This window comes from Streptomyces akebiae, assembly GCF_019599145.1.
Classification (GTDB): domain Bacteria; phylum Actinomycetota; class Actinomycetes; order Streptomycetales; family Streptomycetaceae; genus Streptomyces; species Streptomyces akebiae.
The window spans coordinates 403,164-422,454 of sequence record NZ_CP080647.1; the positions used below are offsets into that span (position 1 = coordinate 403,164).

At 72.5% G+C, this 19,291-nt stretch carries 14 protein-coding genes and 1 pseudogene; 9 read left to right on the forward strand and 6 right to left on the reverse strand.

Features of this window, described 5'->3' with window-relative positions; translation table 11 throughout:
- The first annotated feature begins 314 nt into the window (after positions 1–314).
- From K1J60_RS01785 to hemC, 4 genes are all read left to right on the forward strand, one after another.
- Complete coding sequence (locus K1J60_RS01785) at positions 315–941, forward strand: hypothetical protein (protein ID WP_259407512.1); 627 nt, start codon at positions 315–317, stop codon at positions 939–941.
- Positions 941–3,334 carry a bifunctional serine/threonine-protein kinase/ABC transporter substrate-binding protein gene (locus K1J60_RS01790; RefSeq protein WP_220644582.1) on the forward strand — a complete coding sequence of 798 codons (2,394 nt, stop codon included), beginning with the start codon at positions 941–943 and terminating at the stop codon, positions 3,332–3,334. The genes K1J60_RS01785 and K1J60_RS01790 overlap by 1 nt, the downstream gene beginning before the upstream one ends.
- Positions 3,334–5,592: a bifunctional serine/threonine-protein kinase/ABC transporter substrate-binding protein gene (locus K1J60_RS01795; RefSeq protein WP_220644583.1), complete on the forward strand. Its 2,259-nt coding sequence runs from the start codon at positions 3,334–3,336 to the stop codon at positions 5,590–5,592. The genes K1J60_RS01790 and K1J60_RS01795 overlap by 1 nt, the downstream gene beginning before the upstream one ends.
- A gap of 73 nt (positions 5,593–5,665) precedes the next feature.
- Positions 5,666–6,598 carry a hydroxymethylbilane synthase gene (gene hemC, locus K1J60_RS01800; protein WP_220644584.1) on the forward strand — a complete coding sequence of 311 codons (933 nt, stop codon included), beginning with the start codon at positions 5,666–5,668 and terminating at the stop codon, positions 6,596–6,598.
- 25 nt (positions 6,599–6,623) lie between these two features.
- On the opposite strand, the gene K1J60_RS01805 is transcribed toward hemC, so the two are convergent.
- The 4 genes and pseudogenes from K1J60_RS01805 to K1J60_RS01820 all read right to left on the reverse strand — a co-directional run bounded on the left by K1J60_RS01805 (position 6,624) and on the right by K1J60_RS01820 (position 9,764).
- Positions 6,624–7,085: a GNAT family N-acetyltransferase gene (locus tag K1J60_RS01805; RefSeq protein WP_220651221.1), complete on the reverse strand. Its 462-nt coding sequence runs from the start codon at positions 7,083–7,085 to the stop codon at positions 6,624–6,626.
- A gap of 96 nt (positions 7,086–7,181) precedes the next feature.
- Positions 7,182–8,260 (reverse strand): annotated as a pseudogene (locus tag K1J60_RS01810) (enoyl-CoA hydratase/isomerase family protein).
- Positions 8,261–8,463: 203 nt separating this feature from the next.
- On the reverse strand, positions 8,464–9,351 hold the full coding sequence (locus tag K1J60_RS01815) for a methyltransferase domain-containing protein (protein ID WP_220644585.1): 888 nt from the start codon (positions 9,349–9,351) through the stop codon (positions 8,464–8,466).
- A 194-nt stretch (positions 9,352–9,545) separates the two neighbouring features.
- Positions 9,546–9,764 (reverse strand): hypothetical protein, encoded by a 219-nt coding sequence (locus tag K1J60_RS01820; RefSeq protein ID WP_033528692.1) that lies wholly within the window; start codon positions 9,762–9,764, stop codon positions 9,546–9,548.
- A gap of 219 nt (positions 9,765–9,983) precedes the next feature.
- Here K1J60_RS01820 and K1J60_RS01825 point away from each other — a divergent pair, with 219 nt between their 5' ends.
- The 3 genes from K1J60_RS01825 to K1J60_RS01835 all read left to right on the forward strand — a co-directional run bounded on the left by K1J60_RS01825 (position 9,984) and on the right by K1J60_RS01835 (position 14,565).
- Entirely contained in the window at positions 9,984–10,799 is an 816-nt protein-coding gene (locus K1J60_RS01825) for an SAM-dependent methyltransferase (protein ID WP_220644586.1), read from the forward strand.
- Between the two features lie 56 nt (positions 10,800–10,855).
- Positions 10,856–12,088 carry a hypothetical protein gene (locus K1J60_RS01830; RefSeq protein WP_220644587.1) on the forward strand — a complete coding sequence of 411 codons (1,233 nt, stop codon included), beginning with the start codon at positions 10,856–10,858 and terminating at the stop codon, positions 12,086–12,088.
- Between the two features lie 197 nt (positions 12,089–12,285).
- A complete protein-coding gene (locus K1J60_RS01835) occupies positions 12,286–14,565 on the forward strand; it encodes a M4 family metallopeptidase (RefSeq protein WP_220644588.1) in 2,280 nt (759 codons plus the stop codon).
- 32 nt (positions 14,566–14,597) lie between these two features.
- On the opposite strand, the gene K1J60_RS01840 is transcribed toward K1J60_RS01835, so the two are convergent.
- The gene (locus tag K1J60_RS01840; RefSeq protein WP_220644589.1) at positions 14,598–16,892 is read right to left on the reverse strand and encodes an MMPL family transporter; all 2,295 of its coding nucleotides are present in this window, start codon (positions 16,890–16,892) and stop codon (positions 14,598–14,600) included.
- A 146-nt stretch (positions 16,893–17,038) separates the two neighbouring features.
- Here K1J60_RS01840 and K1J60_RS01845 point away from each other — a divergent pair, with 146 nt between their 5' ends.
- Positions 17,039–17,404: a cupin domain-containing protein gene (locus tag K1J60_RS01845; protein WP_033528688.1), complete on the forward strand. Its 366-nt coding sequence runs from the start codon at positions 17,039–17,041 to the stop codon at positions 17,402–17,404.
- 120 nt (positions 17,405–17,524) lie between these two features.
- On the opposite strand, the gene K1J60_RS01850 is transcribed toward K1J60_RS01845, so the two are convergent.
- Positions 17,525–18,496 (reverse strand): hypothetical protein, encoded by a 972-nt coding sequence (locus K1J60_RS01850; protein ID WP_220644590.1) that lies wholly within the window; start codon positions 18,494–18,496, stop codon positions 17,525–17,527.
- Positions 18,497–18,805: 309 nt separating this feature from the next.
- On the opposite strand from K1J60_RS01850, the gene K1J60_RS01855 reads away from it, so the two are divergent.
- Entirely contained in the window at positions 18,806–19,270 is a 465-nt protein-coding gene (locus K1J60_RS01855) for an SRPBCC family protein (RefSeq protein WP_220644591.1), read from the forward strand.
- The last annotated feature ends 21 nt before the right edge of the window (positions 19,271–19,291 follow it).

Sequence of the window (19,291 nt, forward strand, 5' to 3'; positions counted from 1 at the left end):
TCCCGCCGGGATTGCGTACCTCTGTACGATCACCGGTCACACATGGGGCAGCGCGGTGGAGGGGGCGGGCGTTGGACGACAAAACGGCTGGGCCTAGAGGTGGTTGGCGGCTGAGGGCCGCCGCGTCGGGGGCCGCCGCGGCGGTCTTCCTCGGCGGTTGCAGCGCGGGGGCGGCGGAGCGGGCGGACAAGCCCCGGCCCACGGCGTCCGGGGCGGCGACGCCTTCCGCTTCCGCCTCCGGGCAACTGTCGGCGGAGGGTGCGGAGCCGACTGCGACACCGTCCGCCACACCGTTCACAGCGGACCCGGATCGCGTGCCGCGCGGGAGGGAGGACGGCACGGCGCTGGCGGAGGCGGTCGCGATGCGGCCACAGGACTGGGGCTCGGGCTTCGAGGCCCAGCCGCTCGCCCGCAGCGCCGAGGGAACCATCGCCCTGCTCGACGAGGAGTGCCGGTGGCAGCGCCGGGCGCTCCCCGACGGCGTACTGGCCTCCCTGTCCCTGTACAGCCAACTGCCCGGCACCGCGAAGCGCGGCACGGTCAGGGTGACCGCGACGGTGACGGTGCACACGGCGGTGCTCGATGCCGACGACCATGTGTCCGCGACGCTGGAGGAGGCGCTGCGCTGCCCCGAGCAGCAGGTGCGCGCCGACGAGCGGATAGCGGAACTGATGTCCGTGGGCACCCCCCGCGGTATGCGCGGCAACAACTACGCCGACGACTCGGTCCTGGAGACGGGCGTCTACCTCACCGGCACCGGCACCGGCACCGGCAAGGCGGACTACCGGTGGATGATCACCCGGCTCGGCCCGGTCACCATGACGGTGTCGATCAAGGGCGCCGAGGGCTGGACCGTCAACGAGCTGGAGCAGTTCATGACGCGCGGCACCACCACCATGCTCGGCCGGGTGGAACACGAGCTGGGCGGAGGCGAGGGCTGATGGAGCGACTGCGTTCGTCCGACCCGGCACGGATCGCCGACCACCGGCTGCTCGGCCGGCTCGGCGCCGGCGGCATGGGCGTGGTGTACCTCGCCCGTACCCCGACCGGTTCACTCGTGGCGTTGAAGGTGCTGGCGGCGGAGTACGCCGAGGACACGGGTTTCCGGGAGCGGTTCCGGCGCGAGGTGGAGGTGGCCCGGCGCGTCAGCAGCCCCTGGGCGGTGCCGCTGATCGACGCCGACGCCGACGCGGAGGCGCCGTGGCTGGCGACGGCGTACGTGCCCGGCCCGTCCCTGGCCGAGGCCGTGGCCACGCACGGGCCACTCGGCGAGCTCGGGCTGCGGGTCCTCGGGGGCCGGCTGGCGCTGGCCCTCGGTGAGGTCCACCGGGCGGGGCTGGTCCACCGGGACCTCAAGCCCGGCAACGTCCTGCTGGCGGCGGACGGGCCCCGGCTCATCGACTTCGGCATAGCCAGGGCGCCCGAGGACAGCGGACTCACCGCGACGGGGCTCGTCGTCGGTACGCCCGGCTACCTCTCCCCGGAGCAGGCCGAAGGGCGTGGCGGACGAACCATCGGCGCGCCCAGCGACGTGTTCTCCCTCGGCTGCGTCCTGGCGTTCGCGGCGACGGGCCGGCCGCCGTTCGGCACGGGGGCCCTCGACGCCCTCCTCTACCGGGCCGTGCACGACCCGGCGGACCTCGACGGCGTACCGGCACCGCTCGGCGAACTGCTGTCCCGCTGCCTGGAGAAGGACCCGGCCGACCGCCCCGAGGTGGCGGAGCTGATACGGGAGCTGCTGCCCACGGAGGCGGAGGAGGGCACGGCCGCCGCCACCTCGGCCGGGTCCGCCGAAGCCCCCGCCGATGAGACCTCCGCCGACGAGACCTCGGCCGAACCCTCCGACGCTGCCGTCGGCAGGCCCGGCGGCGCCTCCGATTCCTGGCTGCCCGACGAGGTGGTCCGGCTGATCGCACGACGCTCCACCGAAGCACTCGCCCTGCCGGACATCGACCGCACCGAGATCTCCGCCGGCGCCACCGGCGCGGACGCCGCCTCGGAAACCGCGTCGGCCTCCGCCTCGACGACCACACCGGACGTCGGCCTCCCCGGCACCCCCTCGCCACCCCCGACGCCCGCCTCCGACGACACCGTGCCCGTGGCGGCCGGCGGAACCACCGACGCCCCGGCGAGGCGCCGTGTCCTCCTCGGTGGCGCGGGTGTACTGCTCGCCGCAGGGGGCGGCGCGACCTGGTGGGCCCTCGGCCGGGACGGTGGCGGTTCGGGGAACGGGAAGCCGTCCGCGTCCGCCTCCTCGCGGCGCGCCGCCTACACGGTCGCGCTGCACGGCGACCTCAGCGGCGACCAGCGGGACACCGGCAGGGCCCAGGAGAACGGACTGCGCCTGGCCGTCGCGGAGTTCAACGCCCGACGCGACGCTCCCTTCCAGGTGGAGGTGCGGGCCGAGGACGACGCAGGCGACGCGGCCGAGGCCGCCCGGGTGGCGAAGCGGCTCGCCGACGATCCCGCCGTACTCGCCGTGGTCGGCCCGACCACGGACGTGACCGCCCAGTCCGCGCTGGCGGCCTACGACGCCGCGCTGCTGCCCGTGGTCGCCGTGTCCCCCGGCGCCATCGCCCTGTCCGTGCAGGGCTTCCGTTCGTTCCTGCACGCCCGCCTGCCCGACTCGCTGCTGCCGTTCTACATGGACGCGTTCCTGCGGAGCACCCGGCCCCGCAGGGTCGGTGTGGTCGTCGACCGGGCGGCCGACAACTACGGCTGGGAGGTCAGCGCCAATCTGAGCAAGCAGCTGCGGTCGGCCGGTCAGCCGTACGTGCCCCGCGTGGTCAGCACCATGCGGACCGGTTTCGGGGACACGGTGGACGACCTGCTGGCCGCCGGCATCGACTCGTTCGCCTTCGCCGGGCTGTCCGACCGGGCCGCTTCGTTCGCCCGGACCCTGCGCGAGCGCGGTTTCACCGGTGCCCGCGCCGCCGGACCCGCCCTGCTCGACCCCCGTTTCCTCACGGCGGCGAAGGAGGCCGCCGACGGGTGGACGATCGTCGCACCGGTCGTCGACCCGGCGGACGTCCCCGAGGCGAAGGCGTTCGTGGACGCCTACCGCAAGCGGTGGAAGAAGGCGCCGCCCCGGTACGCGGCGGAGGCCTACGACGTGACGTCGATGGTGCTCACGTCGCTCGCGGGCCTCCCTTCCGGGAGCCGTACCCGCGAGGAGCTGCTCGCCGCGCTGCGGGCCGCCAAGTACCAGGGCGTCACCCGGACCTACGCGTTCCAGAAGGTCGGTCTGCCGGTCATCGACGGCACCGGCGGCTACCTCTGGCGCGTCGAGAACGGAGCGTTCGTGTACGGCGGCCCGGCGCCGCTGACCGCCTGATGGAACCGCTGCGCACCGCCGATCCGTCGCGGCTGGGCGACTACCGCCTGCTGCGGCGGCTCGGCGCCGGCGGCATGGGCGTCGTCTTCCTGGCCCGCGCGCCCGGCGGCGCCTTCGCCGCGGTCAAGGTCGTCCGGGCGTCCCACGCCGACGACGCCGGGTTCCGGGCCCGGTTCCGCCGGGAGATCGAGGTGGCCCGGCAGGTGGACAGCCCCTGGGTGGTCCCCCTGCTGGACGCGGACGCCGACGCGGAGGAACCGTGGCTGGCGACCCCGTTCGTACCGGGCCCCTCGCTCTCGGAGGCGCTGGAGGGACACGGACCGTGGTCCCCCGCATCCGTGTGTGTGCTGGGGCTGCGGCTCGCCGAGGCGCTCGACGCGGTCCACCGGGCAGGACTGGTGCACCGCGACGTCAAACCGGGCAACGTGCTGCTGGCCCCGGACGGTCCGCGCCTGATCGACTTCGGTATCGCGCGCACGCCGGAGGGTACGGCGCTCACGTCCACCGGCGTCATCGTGGGCTCCCCCGGCTTCCTGTCGCCCGAACAGGCGCGGGCGCGCGGCGCCGGGATCGGCCCGCCCAGCGATGTCTTCTCGCTGGGCTGCGTCCTGGCCTACGCCGCGACCGGTGTCCGGCCGTTCGGCACCGGCGCGGCCGCCGGAGTGCTGCTGCGCACCGTGTACGACGAGCCGGAACTGCCCGGTATCCCGGGAGCGTTGGAGCCGGTCGTACGGGCGTGTCTGGACAAGGACCCGGCGCGCCGTCCGACCGCCGTCGAGGTCCGTGCGGCGCTGGACGCGGCGGTGCCGGCCGATCGGGAGCGGTGGCTGCCGGAGCCGGTGACCCGGCTGATCGCGGAGCGGTCGGCGGCGGTGCTCGCGATGGGGGCGATCGAGCCGACCCGGATCACCGCACCGGCGCCGACGGCGTCGGCTTCGGCTTCGGCGTCGCTCCCGGACGTGGTGACGGTGACGTCACTCAAGGAACCGGACGCCGGGGCCCGGACTCAGGAGCAGGCACGGTCCGGGGCTCGGGCCACGAGTCGCCGTGGTTTCCTGACGCTCGGCTCCACGGGGGCGGCCGGATTGCTCACGGCCGGCGCCGGAGCGTGGTGGTGGCGGAACAAGACCGAGCGCAAGCCCGGTGCGGGAAGCCCACCCTCGTCCGGCCCGCGCGCCGAACTCGTCGTCGCCTTCCAGGGCGACCTCTCCGGCACGACCGGCGAGGTCGGGCGGGCCCAGCTCAACGGCGCCCGGATGGCCGTCGCGCGCGTGAACGCCGACGACGACCGCCCACTGCGGCTGACGCTGCGCGCGTACGACGACGGGGGCGAGCCCGACCGGACCCTGGACCGGGCGACCCGGCTCGTGAAGGACGACCGGGTCCTCGCGGTGCTGGGACCGACCACGGACGCCTGTTTCCTCGCCGCGGAGACCACGTACACGCGGGCCGTGCTGCCCGTCGTCTCCGTGTCGGTGGGGGTGACGTCCCAGGTCAGGGAGGCCGGTGCGTCCACGCTTCGTTCGCACGCACAGCTCTCGCCGACGGACGACCTGCTCGCCGCCCCGTGCAACATGTATCTCACGGGCGAGACCGACGCCCGCAAGGTGTTCCTGGTCGAGGACCGGGCCGAGGGCGACTTCGCCTGGACCCTATGCAACTACATCCAGCGGGCCCTCGGCCGCGTCGGCAGGGAGACGACCACCACGAGTGTCGCCGCGGGGAAGCTCGACCACACCGCGCTCGCCGCGCGGGTCCTTGCCGCCGGGTCGGACGCGGTCGTGTTCAGCGGAGGGCAGGAACGGGCGGGCGCCTTCGCCGCGGCGCTGCGCGAGGCCGGGTTCTCCGGGGCCCGCGTCGCCACCCAACGGGCCTTCGGTGCACGGTTCCTGGAGCGGGCGGGCCCGGCGGCCGACGGCTGGGTCTTCGCCACCGCCTTCATCGATCCGACGGCGACCCCGGCGGCCCGCTCCTTCACCGAGGAGTACGAGGCACGGTACGGGGAACGGCCGGGCCGGTACGCGGCGGAGGCGTACGACGCGGTGCTGTTCCTGGCCGAGGCGTGCACGAGCGGGGATGCGGCGCTACGGGAGCGCGGCGCGATCGTGCGCCGTATGCGGGAGGTGTCCTACACCGGCATCAGCCGCACTGTCGCATACACCTCGGGCAACGGATACAACCACGACGCGATGTTCCTGTTCCGCGCCGTCGAAGGGGAGTTCGACTTCCTCGGGCAGTACCAGCGGGCGGACGTATGACGGCGGCGGCCGGGCTCGGGCCCGGGGCCGAAGGTGGTCACGGGGGGCCGTCCCGAGGGGCTATCGTGCCTTTATGTCGCAGGACCTGATTCGTATCGTCTCCCGAGACTCACCCATGGCTCTGGCGCAGGTGGAGCGCGTACGCGCCGAACTCGCCGTGCTCCACCCGGCGCTGCGCACCGAGGTGGTCCCCGTGAAGACGACCGGGGACAAGTGGATGGGCGATCTCTCCCAGGTCGAGGGCAAGGGGGCGTTCACCAAGGAGGTCGACGCCGCGCTCGTCGCGGGCGAGGCCGATCTCGCCGTGCACTGTGTGAAGGACATCCCCGCCGACCGGCCCCTCCCGGCCGGCACGATGTTCGCGGCGTTCCTGAAGCGCGACGACATCCGCGACGCGCTCGTGGACCCGGCGGGGCGCACCCTGGACGAACTGCCCGCAGGAACCCGTATCGGCACCTCCTCCGTGCGGCGTACCGCGCAACTCGCCGCCTCCCACCCGCACTTGGAGTGCGTGCCGTTCCGCGGCAACGCCAACCGCCGCCTGGAGAAACTGGCCTCGGGCGAGGCGGACGCCCTGCTGCTGGCCGTCTCCGGGCTGGAGCGGATCGGCCGTGCGGACGTGATCAGCGAGATCCTGTCCGTCGAGACGATGATGCCGCCCATCGGCGCGGGCGTGCTGGCACTGCAGTGCCGGGAGGACGACAGCGACACCATCGAGACGGTCAGCGGGCTCGGCGATCCGGACACCCACCGGGAGACCCTCGCCGAGCGTATGTTCCTGCACGTGCTGCAGGGCCACTGCAACAGCCCCATCGCCGGCTTCGCCCGCACGGACCGCGGCGGCGAACTCTCCCTGCGGGCCTGCGTGTTCACCCCCGACGGCAAGACCGTCCTCAACGCCCACGAATGGGCGGGCCGCCTCGACCCCGCCACCCTGGGCACCTCCGTCGCGGTGGCCCTCCTCCGCCAGGGCGCCCGCGAGCTCATCGACGGCATCCCGCACTGATCCTCTCCGACGCCCGGCCCGCGGGTCAGTCGAGCCTGCGGGCCAGCACCTGCCCCGGCCAGCCGTCGGAGAGGAAGGGCGCGGTCGGGGTGAAGCCGTTGCGTTCGTAGAAGGCGACGAGGCTGCCGCCGCCACCCGCCCAGCAGTCGACGCGCAGGAGTCCCACGCCGGCGCGGCGGGCTTCGTCGACGGCGTGGGAGAGCAGCGCCGCGCCTATGCCGTGGCCGGCGTGCCGGCGCTCGGAGACGAGGAGGCGGACGTACCGCTCGGGTTCGTCGGCCGGGGGGATCGGCATCTGGGGGCTGGGGCCGGAGTCCAGGACGAGGGCGCCCACGGGTGTGCCGTCCCACTCCGCGATGTACGGGGTGTTCTCGGTCGTGTAGCGATCGATCCGTGACGGTCCGTCGGGTCGCTCGGAGTACGGGATCGTGCCCCATTGTTCGGTGTTGCCGCGCGCGTTCATCCAGGCCACCGCCGAGTCGAGCATACGGAGGATGGCCGGTGCGTCGGCCGGGGAGCCGGGCCTGATGCGGAGGGTGTGGGAGGTGTGGGAGGTGTGGAGGTTGGAGGTCACGCCGGCAGCCTAGGTGTTGTCGTGCTCGGTGCGGCCGGGACCAGGGCCGAGGCCGAGTTCACGGTCGCCGAGCGAGGCGAAGAAGCGGTGCACGTCCGCGTCGGTGACGTCGGTGAGCGTGGCCGGGGTCCACCGGGGGCGACGGTCCTTGTCGATGACCTGGGCCCGGATGCCCTCGACGAGGTCGGCCGTGGCCAGGGCGGCGCAGGAGACGCGGTACTCCTGGTCCAGCGCCTGTTCGAGGGAGCCGAGGCCTCGGGCCCGCCGCACGGCGGTGAGGGTGACCTTGACGGCGGTGGGGGACTTGGCCAGCAGGGTCTGTGCGGTCTCCTTCGCCTCCGGGTCGCCGTCGGCGAGCAGTCGTCGGACGATCTCCTCGACCGTGTCGGCGGCGAAGCAGGCGTCGATCCATTCCCGTCGCCGCGCCAACTCGCCGGGCGGCGGCTGCCGTACGTGCCGCGCGACGGCGTCCTGGGCTGGCAGTTCGGCGAGGTCGTCGAGGAGGGTGCCGAGTGACGCGGACGGACGTAGTGGTCGGCAAGGCCGCACAGCAGGGCGTCGGCGGCGCCGATCGCCGCGCCGGTGAGGGCGAGGAGGGTGCCGAGTTCGCCCGGCGCGAGGGCCAGCAGACGGGTGCCGCCGACGTCCGGGACGAAGCCGATGCCCGTCTCGGGCATGGCGATCCGCGACCGTTCGGTGACGATCCGGACGCTGCCGTGCGCGGATATCCCGACGCCGCCCCCCATCACGATGCCGTCCATGACGGCGACATACGGCTTGGGGTAGTGGGCGATGCGGGCGTTGAGGTGGTACTCGTCGCGCCAGAACGCGGCCGAGGCGGTGCCGTCCCCGTCGCGGGCGTCGTCGTGGACGACCCGGATGTCGCCGCCCGCGCACAGTCCGCGCTCCCCCGCGCCGGTGACGACGACGGTCTCCACGGCCGGGTCGTGCTCCCAGGCGGTGAGCGCCTCGTCGACGCGCCGCACCATGGTGTGGTCGAGAGCGTTGAGAGCCCTCGGCCGGTTGAGGACGATATGGGCGGCCCGGCCGTCGGTGTGCAGGAGGACGGGCTCTTCGCCGCCGCTCACCTGTCCGCTCCGGTCCGACGTCGGGGCACGTTCGCTCGGACACGCATGATCTGGTCGTTCCTTCCGGCTCGGGGCCCGTCGAGCCTACCCCGCACGTCTTCGCCACCTGCCGCCCGCACAGCCGCACCGACAACGCCACCGGACCGACGACCGGCCAACGACCGACCGACGAGTGACCGACGACCGACCGACGAGGGCACCGCTCACCCCGGAGGCTTCCGCCAGATCCTGATCTCGGTCGCCGGAAGGCGCTCCGCGAAACGGCCGTCGGGGGCCGTCGCCGCCAGCAGCGTCCGCAGGTCCCGCTCGAAGTCCGCCAGTCTGTCGCCGAACAGGTGGGGCGCGGAATCGGACCGGGAGAAGGCCCACGCGACGATGTCGTCCGAGGTGCGGGTGACGACCTCCCCCGCCGGCACGACCAGTCGCGCGGGGCCCTCGAAACCGGCGCGTTCGATGATCGCCGCCTCTCCACCCGGCGTGCCGTCGACCAGTACGCCCTGCCCCGCGCGGCGCACCGGGCCCAGATACCGGCGTACCAGGTCCCGGATCCGGTCGTACGGCGGCGTGGGCGACAGCGGCGGCGCGAGTTGAGGGACCGGCGTGGGCGAAGGGACCGGTGCGGGCGACACCACCGGCTCAGGAACCGGCTCCTTCAGGTCGCTGACGTGGACGAGCGCGCCCCCCGGCTCCAGCATCCGCAGCACGGTGGCCGCGACCCGGTACCGGTCCGTCCAGTGGAAGGACTGGGCGAACACCACGGCCCGGAAGGTCCCCAGTCCCGCCGGCAGGTCCTCGGCGCGGGCGGCCACCCAGCGCGCGTTGGTCACCCCCAGGTGTCCGGCCCGGCGCTCGGCCTCGGCCAGCATGTCCTCGTCCGGATCGACGCCGACGGCCTGGGTGAAGTACCGCGCCATCGGCAGCAGGACGATCCCGGGTCCGCAGCCGACGTCGAGGAGTCGGCCGCCGCCGTCCAGGCCGAGGGACCCGGCTAGGGCTTCGGCGAATCCGGTGGCGTACGGGAGCCGGCCCCGCTCGTAGTACGCCGCGCTTCCCTGGAAGAGCGTGGGGTCCCACTGCCATCCGTCCGGCACGCCGACTCCCCCTCGTCCCGCTCACCGACCCCCTGTGTCGGAGCGGCTCCGCCCCCGGTCGGTTCAGTCGACCTCCTCAACCTACTCCTCCGGCGGCCCCAGCTCGGGGCCGCCCCGCAACTCCAGCTTGTCGCCGAGGCGTTCAACTGAAGCCGTTGATCCGGACGAGGCCCCGGCAGGACCCCGGCAGGTCCCTACGCCCCGAAGCCGAGCAGTGCGACCTCCAGCGGGAGGGCGGGGCGCTCGGGGAGGGCGGGAGGGGTGTCTCCGCGTCCGGTGTGGGTGGGGGGAACGGCGCGCAGTGCCTTGATCCCGTCGGCGGCCCATCCCGCGTCCGTAGGAGGCAGCGACAGGGTCATGCGGCGGCCGTCGGCCAGCGTGGTCTCGATCGTGCCCGGGTCGTTCGTCGTCATGGCAACCCACTTCCGTCTCGCACCGCGTGCGTCCAGCCTCACCCGGATGGACGTGCGACCCCGGCCCGGAAGTTCCCCGTCCGGCCGACGAGACGCGTCCGCGCCGGGATACCCCTGCTCGGACGTACCGGAAAATGTGAACTGGCCTACGGAGCAGGGGTGTCGGGACGTAGGTTGTGTCCGGAAATCCTCGCTTCGGCTGAAAGACGGACGGTAGACATGACCGACCACGCGACCACGCCCGGTCCGGCTGCGCATCAGAAGATCGACACCTCGGTGCCGCACTCGGCCCGTATCTGGAACTACTGGCTGGGCGGGAAGGACAACTACCCCGTCGACGAGCAGGCCGGTGACGCCTACACCGCCGTGTTCCCCGGCATCGTGACCATCGCCCGCAGCAGCCGCGCGTTCCTGCGTCGCAACATCACCCACCTGGTCACCGAGGCGGGCATACGGCAGTTCCTGGACGTCGGTACGGGGCTGCCGACGGCCGAGAACACCCATGAGGTGGCCCAGCGGATCGCCCCGGAGTCCCGGATCGTCTACGTCGACAACGACCCCCTGGTCCTGGCCCACGCCCGCGCCCTGCTCCACTCCACCCCGGAGGGGGCGACCTCCTACGTGGACTCCAACGTGCTCGACCCCGACCGCATCCTCGCGGCCGCCGCCGACACCCTGGACCTCGGCCGGCCCACCGCGCTGATCCTCAGCAACATCCTGGGCCACGTCGCCGACCACGACCAGGCGCGTTCCATCGTCGACCGCCTGATGGGGGCGCTGCCGTCCGGGAGCTACCTCTCCATCAACGACGGCTCGCGGGGCATCGACCCGGTCTTCGAGCAGGCCCAGGACGGCTACAACGAAAGCGGCGCCGTGCCGTACAACCTGCGTACCGTCGAGGAGATCACGTCCTTCTTCGACGGCCTGGAACTCCTCGACCCCGGCGTGGTCTCGGTCCCCTTCTGGCGCCCGGACACCACGGACCCCGCCCCTGAGGTCGTCGCCGAGCACGGCGGTCTCGCCCGCAAGCCGTGAGAGGCCGCTGAAAAAGGGCTGGTGCCGGTGGGGCGTCTCCGGCAGGCTTCGCGGCGATGACCGATGACACCGCGGTCGGCCAGGCGTACGCCTTACCGGGCACGCTGGAAGGGCTGCTGCAACGCGGGCGCGGGCTGGGCGCGTTGCGGGCGCTCGGCGAGCCGGGGGAGGCGGCCGCGGCGGTCTGCGAGGTCGTGCGGCGGGACTGGCGGTGGGACACCGTGGTGGACGACCGCCCTCTGTATCTGGCGCGCCTGGTGAGGGAGTCGGGTCTCGCGCTGGACCCCGTGGTCTCCCTCCTCGGGGGCGACGGGGACGACTGCGAGCGGGCCACCGGGATGCTGGAACTCCTGGCCCTGTCGGGATCGGTCGAGGCGCGCGAGACGTTGCGGGCGTACGTCCGCGAGGGCGAGCACTGGACCGATGTGCTGGAGTCGGTGGCGGACGCCTGGCCGGTCGAGTGGTGGGACGACCTGGCCGGCGTCGCACGGGATCGACTCGGCGGGGATCGGCCGCGGTTGTGGCGCTCCGAGCCCTGGACGCGCTGGCGGGCGGGGGCCGAAACACGTGCGCCCGTCCGCCCGCTCCGGCCGCACCCGATCGACGTGGGTGCGAGCGGTGGCCGGCTGCTGGAGGTCCTCGCCGACGGCGGATCGGCCCGTCACACCAGGATCCGGGCCCTGCGCTGTCTGGCCGGGCGTCCGCCGGAGCCGGGGCTCGTCCCCCTGGTGCCCCACCTTGCTGAGGTGAACGGCGAACTGCCCCTGCCGGGGCTCGCGTCCGCGGTCCTGCGGCTCGGCCCGCTCGCGGTCCCCGAGGCGCGGGCCTGGGCGGCGGACGGGCGGCCGTGGTTGTCGTGGATCGGCGTCCAGGTGCTGGCGGAGCATGGCACACCCCGGGATCTGCCCGTACTGCCGGCGGAGCTCGTGGCGCACGAAGCGGCACGCCAGTGGTGCGGACCCGCCCTCCTGGCCGCCGGGATCGCCCGTTTCGGCACGGCGGGCGCGGAGGCGGCGCCGGTGCTGCGCCGGCTGTGGCTGCGCACTCCGCACTCCTATGAACGGCCCGCCCTCCTCAAGGCGTTGGCGTCCGTCGCGCCGGTCGGACTCGACTTCGCGTACACCGAGTCGCTGTGGGACTGCGAATCCGACGCCCGGCTGCTGGGGATCGCCCACGCACCCGGTCTGCCGCACGTCCGCGAGCGGCTGACGGAGTTGCGGGACGATCCCATGGAGGAGGCCGAGGTGCGGGCAGCCGCCGGGAAGCGGCTGGTCACCGGCGTTCGGTGATCGATCACTTTCCGGCCAAACACTTGTTGTGCTCCTGACACAGCAGCTCCACATCTGCCACTCTGTGCACACTCCGTCTCACGACGGCGCACGCGCATCCGCATCGCAGTACTCCCTGCACCACCCGGTGCCTCGACCCGTGCACCGGGTCCTTCGTACGGCCGCTCGTCCGACGCGGCCGCAGCAAAGGAGTTCGCGTGAGATCCACCCCCCACAGACGCACCACGGCCACAGCCGCCCTCGTAGTCGCGGCGGCGGTCCTCGCCGTCGCCGTCCCGGGCGCCCCCGCGATCGCACGTGGCGACGGCGGCGAAGGCACCGCCCGTCCCACGGCGGCCAAGGCGGACCGAGGGGCACTGCCCGCCAAGCTCACCCCCGCACAGCGGGCGACCCTCGTCCGGCAGGCCGAGAAGGCCACGGACACCACCGCCGACCGCCTGGACCTCGGCAGCCAGGAGGAGTTGCGGGTCCGCGACGTCGTCAAGGACGCCGACGGCACCGTGCACACCCGCTACGAGCGCACCTACGCCGGCCTGCCCGTGCTCGGCGGCGACCTGGTCGTCCACGCCGCCAGGTCCGGCTCGGTCGAGAGCGTCACGCGGGCCTACAAGCCCGAGTTGAAGGTGTCGGACCTCAGTGCCGAGGTCAGCAGGGCCACCGCGGAGAAGCAAGCGGTCGCGGCGGCGAAGGAAGAGGGGTCCACCAAGACCGCTCCGGACAGCAGCCGCAAGGTCGTCTGGGCCGCGAAGGGAAAGCCGACCCTCGCCTACGAGACCGTCGTCAGCGGCTTCCAGCACGACGACACCCCCAGTGAGCTGCACGTCATCACCGACGCGCAGACCGGGAAGAAGCTGTACGAGTACGAGGCCGTGCACACCGGCACGGGCAACACCCGCTACAGCGGCACGGTCACCCTCGGTACCAGCCAGTCCGGCTCGTCGTACACGCTGACCGACGCCGACCGCGGCAACCACCGCACGTACAACCTGAACCGGGGCACCTCCGGCACCGGCACGCTCTTCAGCGGCTCCGACGACATCTGGGGCGACGGGACCACCGCCAACCTGGAGACGGCGGGCGCGGACGCCCACTACGGCGCGGCGCTGACCTGGGACTACTACAAGAACGTGCACGGCCGGAACGGGCTGCGCAACGACGGGGTCGCGCCGTACAGCCGGGTGCACTACGGCAACAACTACGTCAACGCCTTCTGGCAGGACTCCTGCTTCTGCATGACGTACGGCGACGGGTCGGGCAACGCCAACCCGCTCACCTCGATCGACGTGGCCGCGCACGAGATGACCCACGGCCTGACCTCGGTCACCGCGGGCCTCAACTACAGCGGTGAATCGGGCGGGTTGAACGAGGCGACCTCCGACATCTTCGCCGCCGCCGTGGAGTTCGCCGCGGGCAACGCAGGCGACGTCGGTGACTACCTCGTCGGCGAGAAGATCGACATCAACGGCGACGGTACGCCGCTGCGTTACATGGACCGGCCCAGCAAGGACGGCTCCTCGCGCGACTACTGGTCCTCCACGCTCGGCAACATCGACGTCCACTACTCCTCGGGCCCGGCCAACCACTGGTACTACCTGGCCTCCGAGGGCAGCGGCGCCAAGGTCGTCAACGGCGTCTCCTACGACTCGCCGACCTTCGACGGGCTTCCGGTGACCCCGATAGGCCGGGACGCCGCCGAGAAGATCTGGTTCCGGGCGCTGACCACGTACATGACGTCCACGACCAACTACGCCGGCGCCCGTACCGCCACCCTCCAGGCCGCCGCCGACCTGTACGGGCTCGGCTCGGTGACCTACAACAACACCGCCAACGCCTGGGCCGCGATCAACGTCGGCTCCCGGATCCTCGACGGGGTCACGGTCGTCCCGCCGGCCGCCCAGTACTCCCTGACCGGCCAGGCCGTCACCCTGGACGTCCAGGCGTCGTCCACCAACGCCGGCGCCCTGTCGTACGCGGCCACCGGCCTCCCGGACGGGCTGTCCATCGACGCCGCCACGGGCCGGATCTCGGGTACGCCGACCACGGCCGGCAACTGGACGCCGACGGTCACCGTGACGGACGCGGCCGGTGAGACCGGCACGGCGAGCTTCGCCTGGCGCGTGGACGAGGAGGGGAACCAGTCGGTGTTCGAGAACACCGCCGACTACCAGATCCCCGACAACTCCACCGTGGAGTCGCCGATCAACGTCAACCGGGCCGGCGCGGCGCCCAGCGCGCTCACCGTGGACGTGAACATCGTCCACACCTGGCGTGGTGACCTGGTCGTCGACCTCGTGGCCCCGGACGGCACCGCGTACCGGCTGAAGAACTCCTCGTCGTCCGACTCGGCGGACAACGTGGTCGCGACGTACACGGTGGACGCCTCCTCGGAGACCGCCGCCGGCACCTGGAAGCTGCGGGTGCAGGACGTGGCCAGCCTCGACACCGGCTACATCAACAGCTGGAAGCTGACGTTCTGACGAACCGTCAGATTTCTTCCGGCTGAAGCCGGTCAGCTGCCGAGCGGCCGGTCCCGCCCCTGCGGGACCGGCCGTTTCGCCGTGTCCCCCTCCGCGTCGATGTGCGGCATCATCCGGTCCAGCCAGTGCGGCGTCCACCAGGCACGGCGGCCCAGGAGGGTCATCACCGCGGGGACCATGAGCAGGCGGACGACCGTCGCGTCGACGAGGACGCTGACGGCGAGACCCAGCCCCAGCATCTTGACCACGATGTTGTCGCTGACGATGAACGCGGCGAAGACACTGACCATGATCAGGGCCGCGCAGGTGATGACGCGGGCCGTGATCTCCAGCGCGTGGGCCACGGAGGCCCGGGCGTCCCCGGTGCGCGACCAGGCCTCGTGGACGCGGGAGAGCAGGAAGATCTCGTAGTCCATGCTGAGGCCGAAGATGATGGCGAACATCATCATCGGGACATAGCTCTCGATGGGCACCTTGCCGTTGACGCCCAGGGCGGGCCCGCCCCAGCCCCATTGGAAGACGGCGACGACGACGCCGTACGAGGCCGCGATGGACAGCACGTTGAGGACCGCCGCCTTCACCGCGACCAGGAGGCCGCGGAAGACGGCGAGGATGATCAGGAAGGCGAGGGCGACGACCACGGCGATGATGATGGGCAGCCGGCTCGCCACGATGTCACGGAAGTCGACCTGGGAGGCCGTGGTCCCGGTGACGTACCCCTCGGCCGCGGTCCCGGAGACGGAGGCGGGGAGGGTGTCGTCGACGAGGCGGTTGGTCAGGTCCGTGGTGTCGGCGCTCTGCGGGGACTTCTCGGAGTAGACCGTGCCGACCAGGACATCCCCGTCCTGGGTGGGGGTCAGCGGGGTGACCGCGTACGCCCCCGCCACCGCGTCCAGGTTCTTCTGCGCGGTGCTCTGCAGGCTCTGACGGTCCGAGGACGGCACCGAGGTCTGGTCGATGACTACGGTGAGCGGACCGTTGGAGCCCGGCCCGAAGGCGTCGGTCATCAGGTCGTAGGCGCGGCGGTCGGTGAAGGAGGTGGGATCGGCGCCGTCGCCGATGTGACCGAGCTGGATGGAGAAGACGGGGATCGCGAGGATCGCCACGGTCGTCACACCGGCCGCCAGGAACCGCCACGGATGGTGTTCCACGCGTTGGGCGTAGCGGTGCCAGGTGCCGGTGATCTCCTCACCCGCGTCGGCGCCGGTCTCGGCCACGGGCTTGCGGACGTGGTAGCGGTCGATGCGCCCGCCGATGAGACCGAGCAGGGCCGGGACCAGCGTGAGCGCGCCGATGATCGCGGAGACGACGGTCACGGCGGCGGCGAGTCCGAGTTTGCCGATGAAGCTCACACCGGACGCGTACAGCCCGGCGAGGGCGACGATCACCGTGCATCCGGAGACGAGGACGGCGTGGCCGCTGGTGGAGGCGGCGCGGCCGGCCGCCCGCACCGGGTCGTCGCCGTCCATGAGGTTCTGCCGGTGACGGGTGCTCAGGAACAGGGCGTAGTCGATGCCGACGCCGAGCCCGATCATCGTCGCCAGGGTCGGCGAGACGGTCGCGAACGTGAACGCGGCGGCCAGCAGACCGAGGCACGCGAGGCCGCCGATGACGCTCAGTAATGCTGTCACCAGAGGCAGTCCGGCGGCGATGACACTGCCGAAGCCGACCAGCAGGACGACGATCGCGACCGCGAAGCCGATCAGCTCGCTCACCCGGTCGTCGGCGGCCGGACGGGCCAGTTCGCCGAGCGGTCCGCCGTACTCGACCTCGGCGCCGGCGGACCGCAGCGGCTGGACCGCGTCGTCCACGCCGTCGAGATAGCCGTCCCCGAGGGTCGAGGGCTGCACGTCGAAGCGGATCGTGATGTACGCCGTCTTCTGGTCGGAGGACAGGGGGCCGACGTTCGGCTGCTGCGACTGCCCCGACGACTGCGACGGCTGGGTGGTCGGCGCGGTCAGCGGGTTCTGGACCGACAGCACGTGCGGCAGCTTCTGCAGGTCGTCGACCGTCTCGGACATCTGGGAGCCGAGCGAGGTGAGGGCCTTGTCCTTGTCGTGCAGGACGATCTGGCTGCCGTAACCGCCAGCCGCCGGGTCGTGTTTCTTCAGGACGTCCAGGCCCTTCTGGGACTGCACGCCAGGAAGGGAGAAGTTGTCCGAGTAGTCGCCGCCGTAGGACCGGTTCAGCACCTGCAGGGCCGCGAGGGCGACCAGCCAGGCGACGATGACGATCACGATGTGCCGGGCGCACCACTCGCCTAGTCGCCGCAGTCCGCCCCCCGTGGCCTCGGCCCCGCCCTTCCCCCTGGAACGACCTGAGCGCATCGTCTCTCCTGCGGCAGCGATCTCCGGCCCTCATTACACGACGCCGCCGGTGGTCCGGCACCTCAGGACGGCGACCGCCCCCGGTTGGCGGCCCCGGCTTGACAGGCGGACGATGAAGGGGGTGGGACGTAACGGAAGGAGCCGTCATGCTGGAGATCAAGACGGTCGAGAAGCCGGACGAGCGGCGCGACTTCCCCCAAGGTCACCTCGAAGCCGTGCACCTGACCGGGCTCGACTTCGCCGTGGCCACCTTCGAGCCGGGCTGGCGCTGGTCCGAGTCGGTCGCCCCCATCGCGGGCACGGACAGCTGCCAGGTCCACCACAACGGTTATGTGGTCAAGGGCCGCATGCACATCCGTATGGACGACGGCGGTGAGGGCGAGGTCGGACCGGGCGACGCCTTCGTGTGTCCGCCGGGGCACGACGCGTGGGTCGTGGGCGACGAACAGTGCCTGCTGTACGACTTCGCCGGCCAGATGGCGACGGACTACGCGAAGGCGAAGGGCGACTGAGCCGATCGGGGTGCGCGAGGGATGGGAGGCGGTGGTGCGACGCACCCCGCCTCCGTCCGCGCCGTCCGCTCCGGCTCACCCGCGCATCCGTCCGTCCGCGCTGGCATCCGTCCGTCCGCGCTAGATGCCGTCGGACTCCCGCAGGTTGTCCAGCGTCGTGTTCGTGTCGCTCTTGAGCCACTCCACGACCTCGTCCACGTCCGGCATGCTCACGTTGTCGTAGCTGGAGCCGTAGGCGCTCCACCGCATCTCGTACGTCATCCAGCCGTCGCGCACCGCGAGGGTGGCCGACCGGCTGCCGCTGGTGTCGTCGCCCGAGGTGGTGTCCTCGGTGATGACGTACGCCTCGTCCCCGAAGCCGTCGACCTCGTCGACCTCGTAGTCGTCGTACCGCTGGTCGTACTCGGACCACAGGGCGGTGAACTCGGGACCGGGGTCGGTCTTCTTGTGCAGGTCGATCTGGACCGAGAAGTACGCGTCGGAGAGGGTGGAGGCCGAGGACTCCTTCAGGGAGATGCTGCAGTAGCTCTGGTCGAGGGCCGTGTGCTTCAGGGAGTTGTTGACCGGGGCGTTGTCCTCCTCCGGGTACTCGTTCTTGAAGGACGAGTAGTCCACCGACGGGCAGATGTCCGACTTGGCCTGGTAGCCGCGCAGGTCCGCCTCGGTGTCGTCCTTGCCGAGCAGGAAGACCCCGCCCGCCCAGGCGGCCGAGGCAACCGCCGCGCCGACCAGGGCCCACAGCACGGCACGCCCGCCGGCGCCCGTGGCGGGCGGTGCCCCGAGGGGCGGATAGCCGCCCGGCGGGTAGCCACCCGGCGGCTGACCGTACGGGTTGGCCTGGCCGGTCACGGGGGCGGCCGGGGGGCCGTAGCCGAGCGGGGGCTGGGGGGTCGGCGCCGGGGACTGCGGATGCGGGTAGGGGTAGGCGCTCGGGACGGCCGCCTGCGTCGGAGCCTGTGCCTGGGCCGGCTGGGCGGGTATCTCGGCCTGGGTGGGTGTGGGTGTCTGGGGCGGCGCCTGCCCCGGCGGGGACGCGGACGGCTGGTCCTGCGGCTGTGGCTGTGCCGGTGCACCCTCGGGGCGTTCGGTCATCGGGTTCTCCTCGGTCGTGGTGGACGCGGTGCGGTGGCGGAGCCGGATCGCCCCACGGGGCCGCGGGGCAGGGCGGCGGGATGTCGTGGTCGAACGCGTGGAGGAGGGATACCCACGGCCGGATCCCCTCCATGCGGCCTCACCGGTCCCGGCCGCATCCGAAGATCCAAGCCTCGCAGAACCCCTCTCGCGTGGTCGTCCGTAGAACTACGCACCCCGGTTACGGAACCTGGCCCGCCGGCCGGTGCCCGCCCCGGCACGGCGGCCGTCCTCGGGCGGCCGTCCGCACCCGGTGCTTTCATGGGAGGCATGACCAGCAGAAGTGTCGTCGTCGAGCGCCGGGTGGCCGCTTCCCAGGGACGGGTGTGGGAGGCCCTGACGGACCTCGCCACCATGGATCGGATGCTGAGCGGTGTCACGAGCGTCGAGGTCCTCACGGACGGGGGCTTCGGGGTGGGCACACGGTGGCGGGAGACCCGTCGCATGTTCGGCAAGGACGCCACCGAGGAGATGTGGGTGACCGTCAGCGAGCCGCCCGAGCGCTATGTGGTGGAGGCCGAGTCGCACGGCTCCCGCTATGCCTCGGAGTGGGTGCTGCGGGCCGACGGACCGGCGTCGACGACGATCCTGATGACGTTCTCCGCCCGGCCGACCGGCGCCGTCGCGGGTCTGCTCGCCAGGATCATGGGCCCCGTGGGGGCCCGAGCCGTACGCAAGGCCGTCGCGAAGGACCTGAACGACGTCGCCGGGTGGGTGGAGGGCCGCAGGGGCTGAGCCGCCGCGGCCCTCCGGTCA

Coding starts and splice junctions, on each gene's coding strand:
- K1J60_RS01845 (WP_033528688.1), top strand. CDS start 17,039: ATGCTGGAGATCAAGACGGTCGAGAAGCCGGACGAGCGGCGCGACTTC.
- K1J60_RS01825 (WP_220644586.1), top strand. CDS start 9,984: ATGACCGACCACGCGACCACGCCCGGTCCGGCTGCGCATCAGAAGATC.
- K1J60_RS01790 (WP_220644582.1), top strand. CDS start 941: ATGGAGCGACTGCGTTCGTCCGACCCGGCACGGATCGCCGACCACCGG.
- K1J60_RS01795 (WP_220644583.1), top strand. CDS start 3,334: ATGGAACCGCTGCGCACCGCCGATCCGTCGCGGCTGGGCGACTACCGC.
- hemC (WP_220644584.1), top strand. CDS start 5,666: ATGTCGCAGGACCTGATTCGTATCGTCTCCCGAGACTCACCCATGGCT.
- K1J60_RS01850 (WP_220644590.1), bottom strand. CDS start 18,496: ATGACCGAACGCCCCGAGGGTGCACCGGCACAGCCACAGCCGCAGGAC.
- K1J60_RS01820 (WP_033528692.1), bottom strand. CDS start 9,764: ATGACGACGAACGACCCGGGCACGATCGAGACCACGCTGGCCGACGGC.
- K1J60_RS01805 (WP_220651221.1), bottom strand. CDS start 7,085: ATGCTCGACTCGGCGGTGGCCTGGATGAACGCGCGCGGCAACACCGAA.
- K1J60_RS01855 (WP_220644591.1), top strand. CDS start 18,806: ATGACCAGCAGAAGTGTCGTCGTCGAGCGCCGGGTGGCCGCTTCCCAG.
- K1J60_RS01840 (WP_220644589.1), bottom strand. CDS start 16,892: ATGCGCTCAGGTCGTTCCAGGGGGAAGGGCGGGGCCGAGGCCACGGGG.
- K1J60_RS01830 (WP_220644587.1), top strand. CDS start 10,856: ATGACCGATGACACCGCGGTCGGCCAGGCGTACGCCTTACCGGGCACG.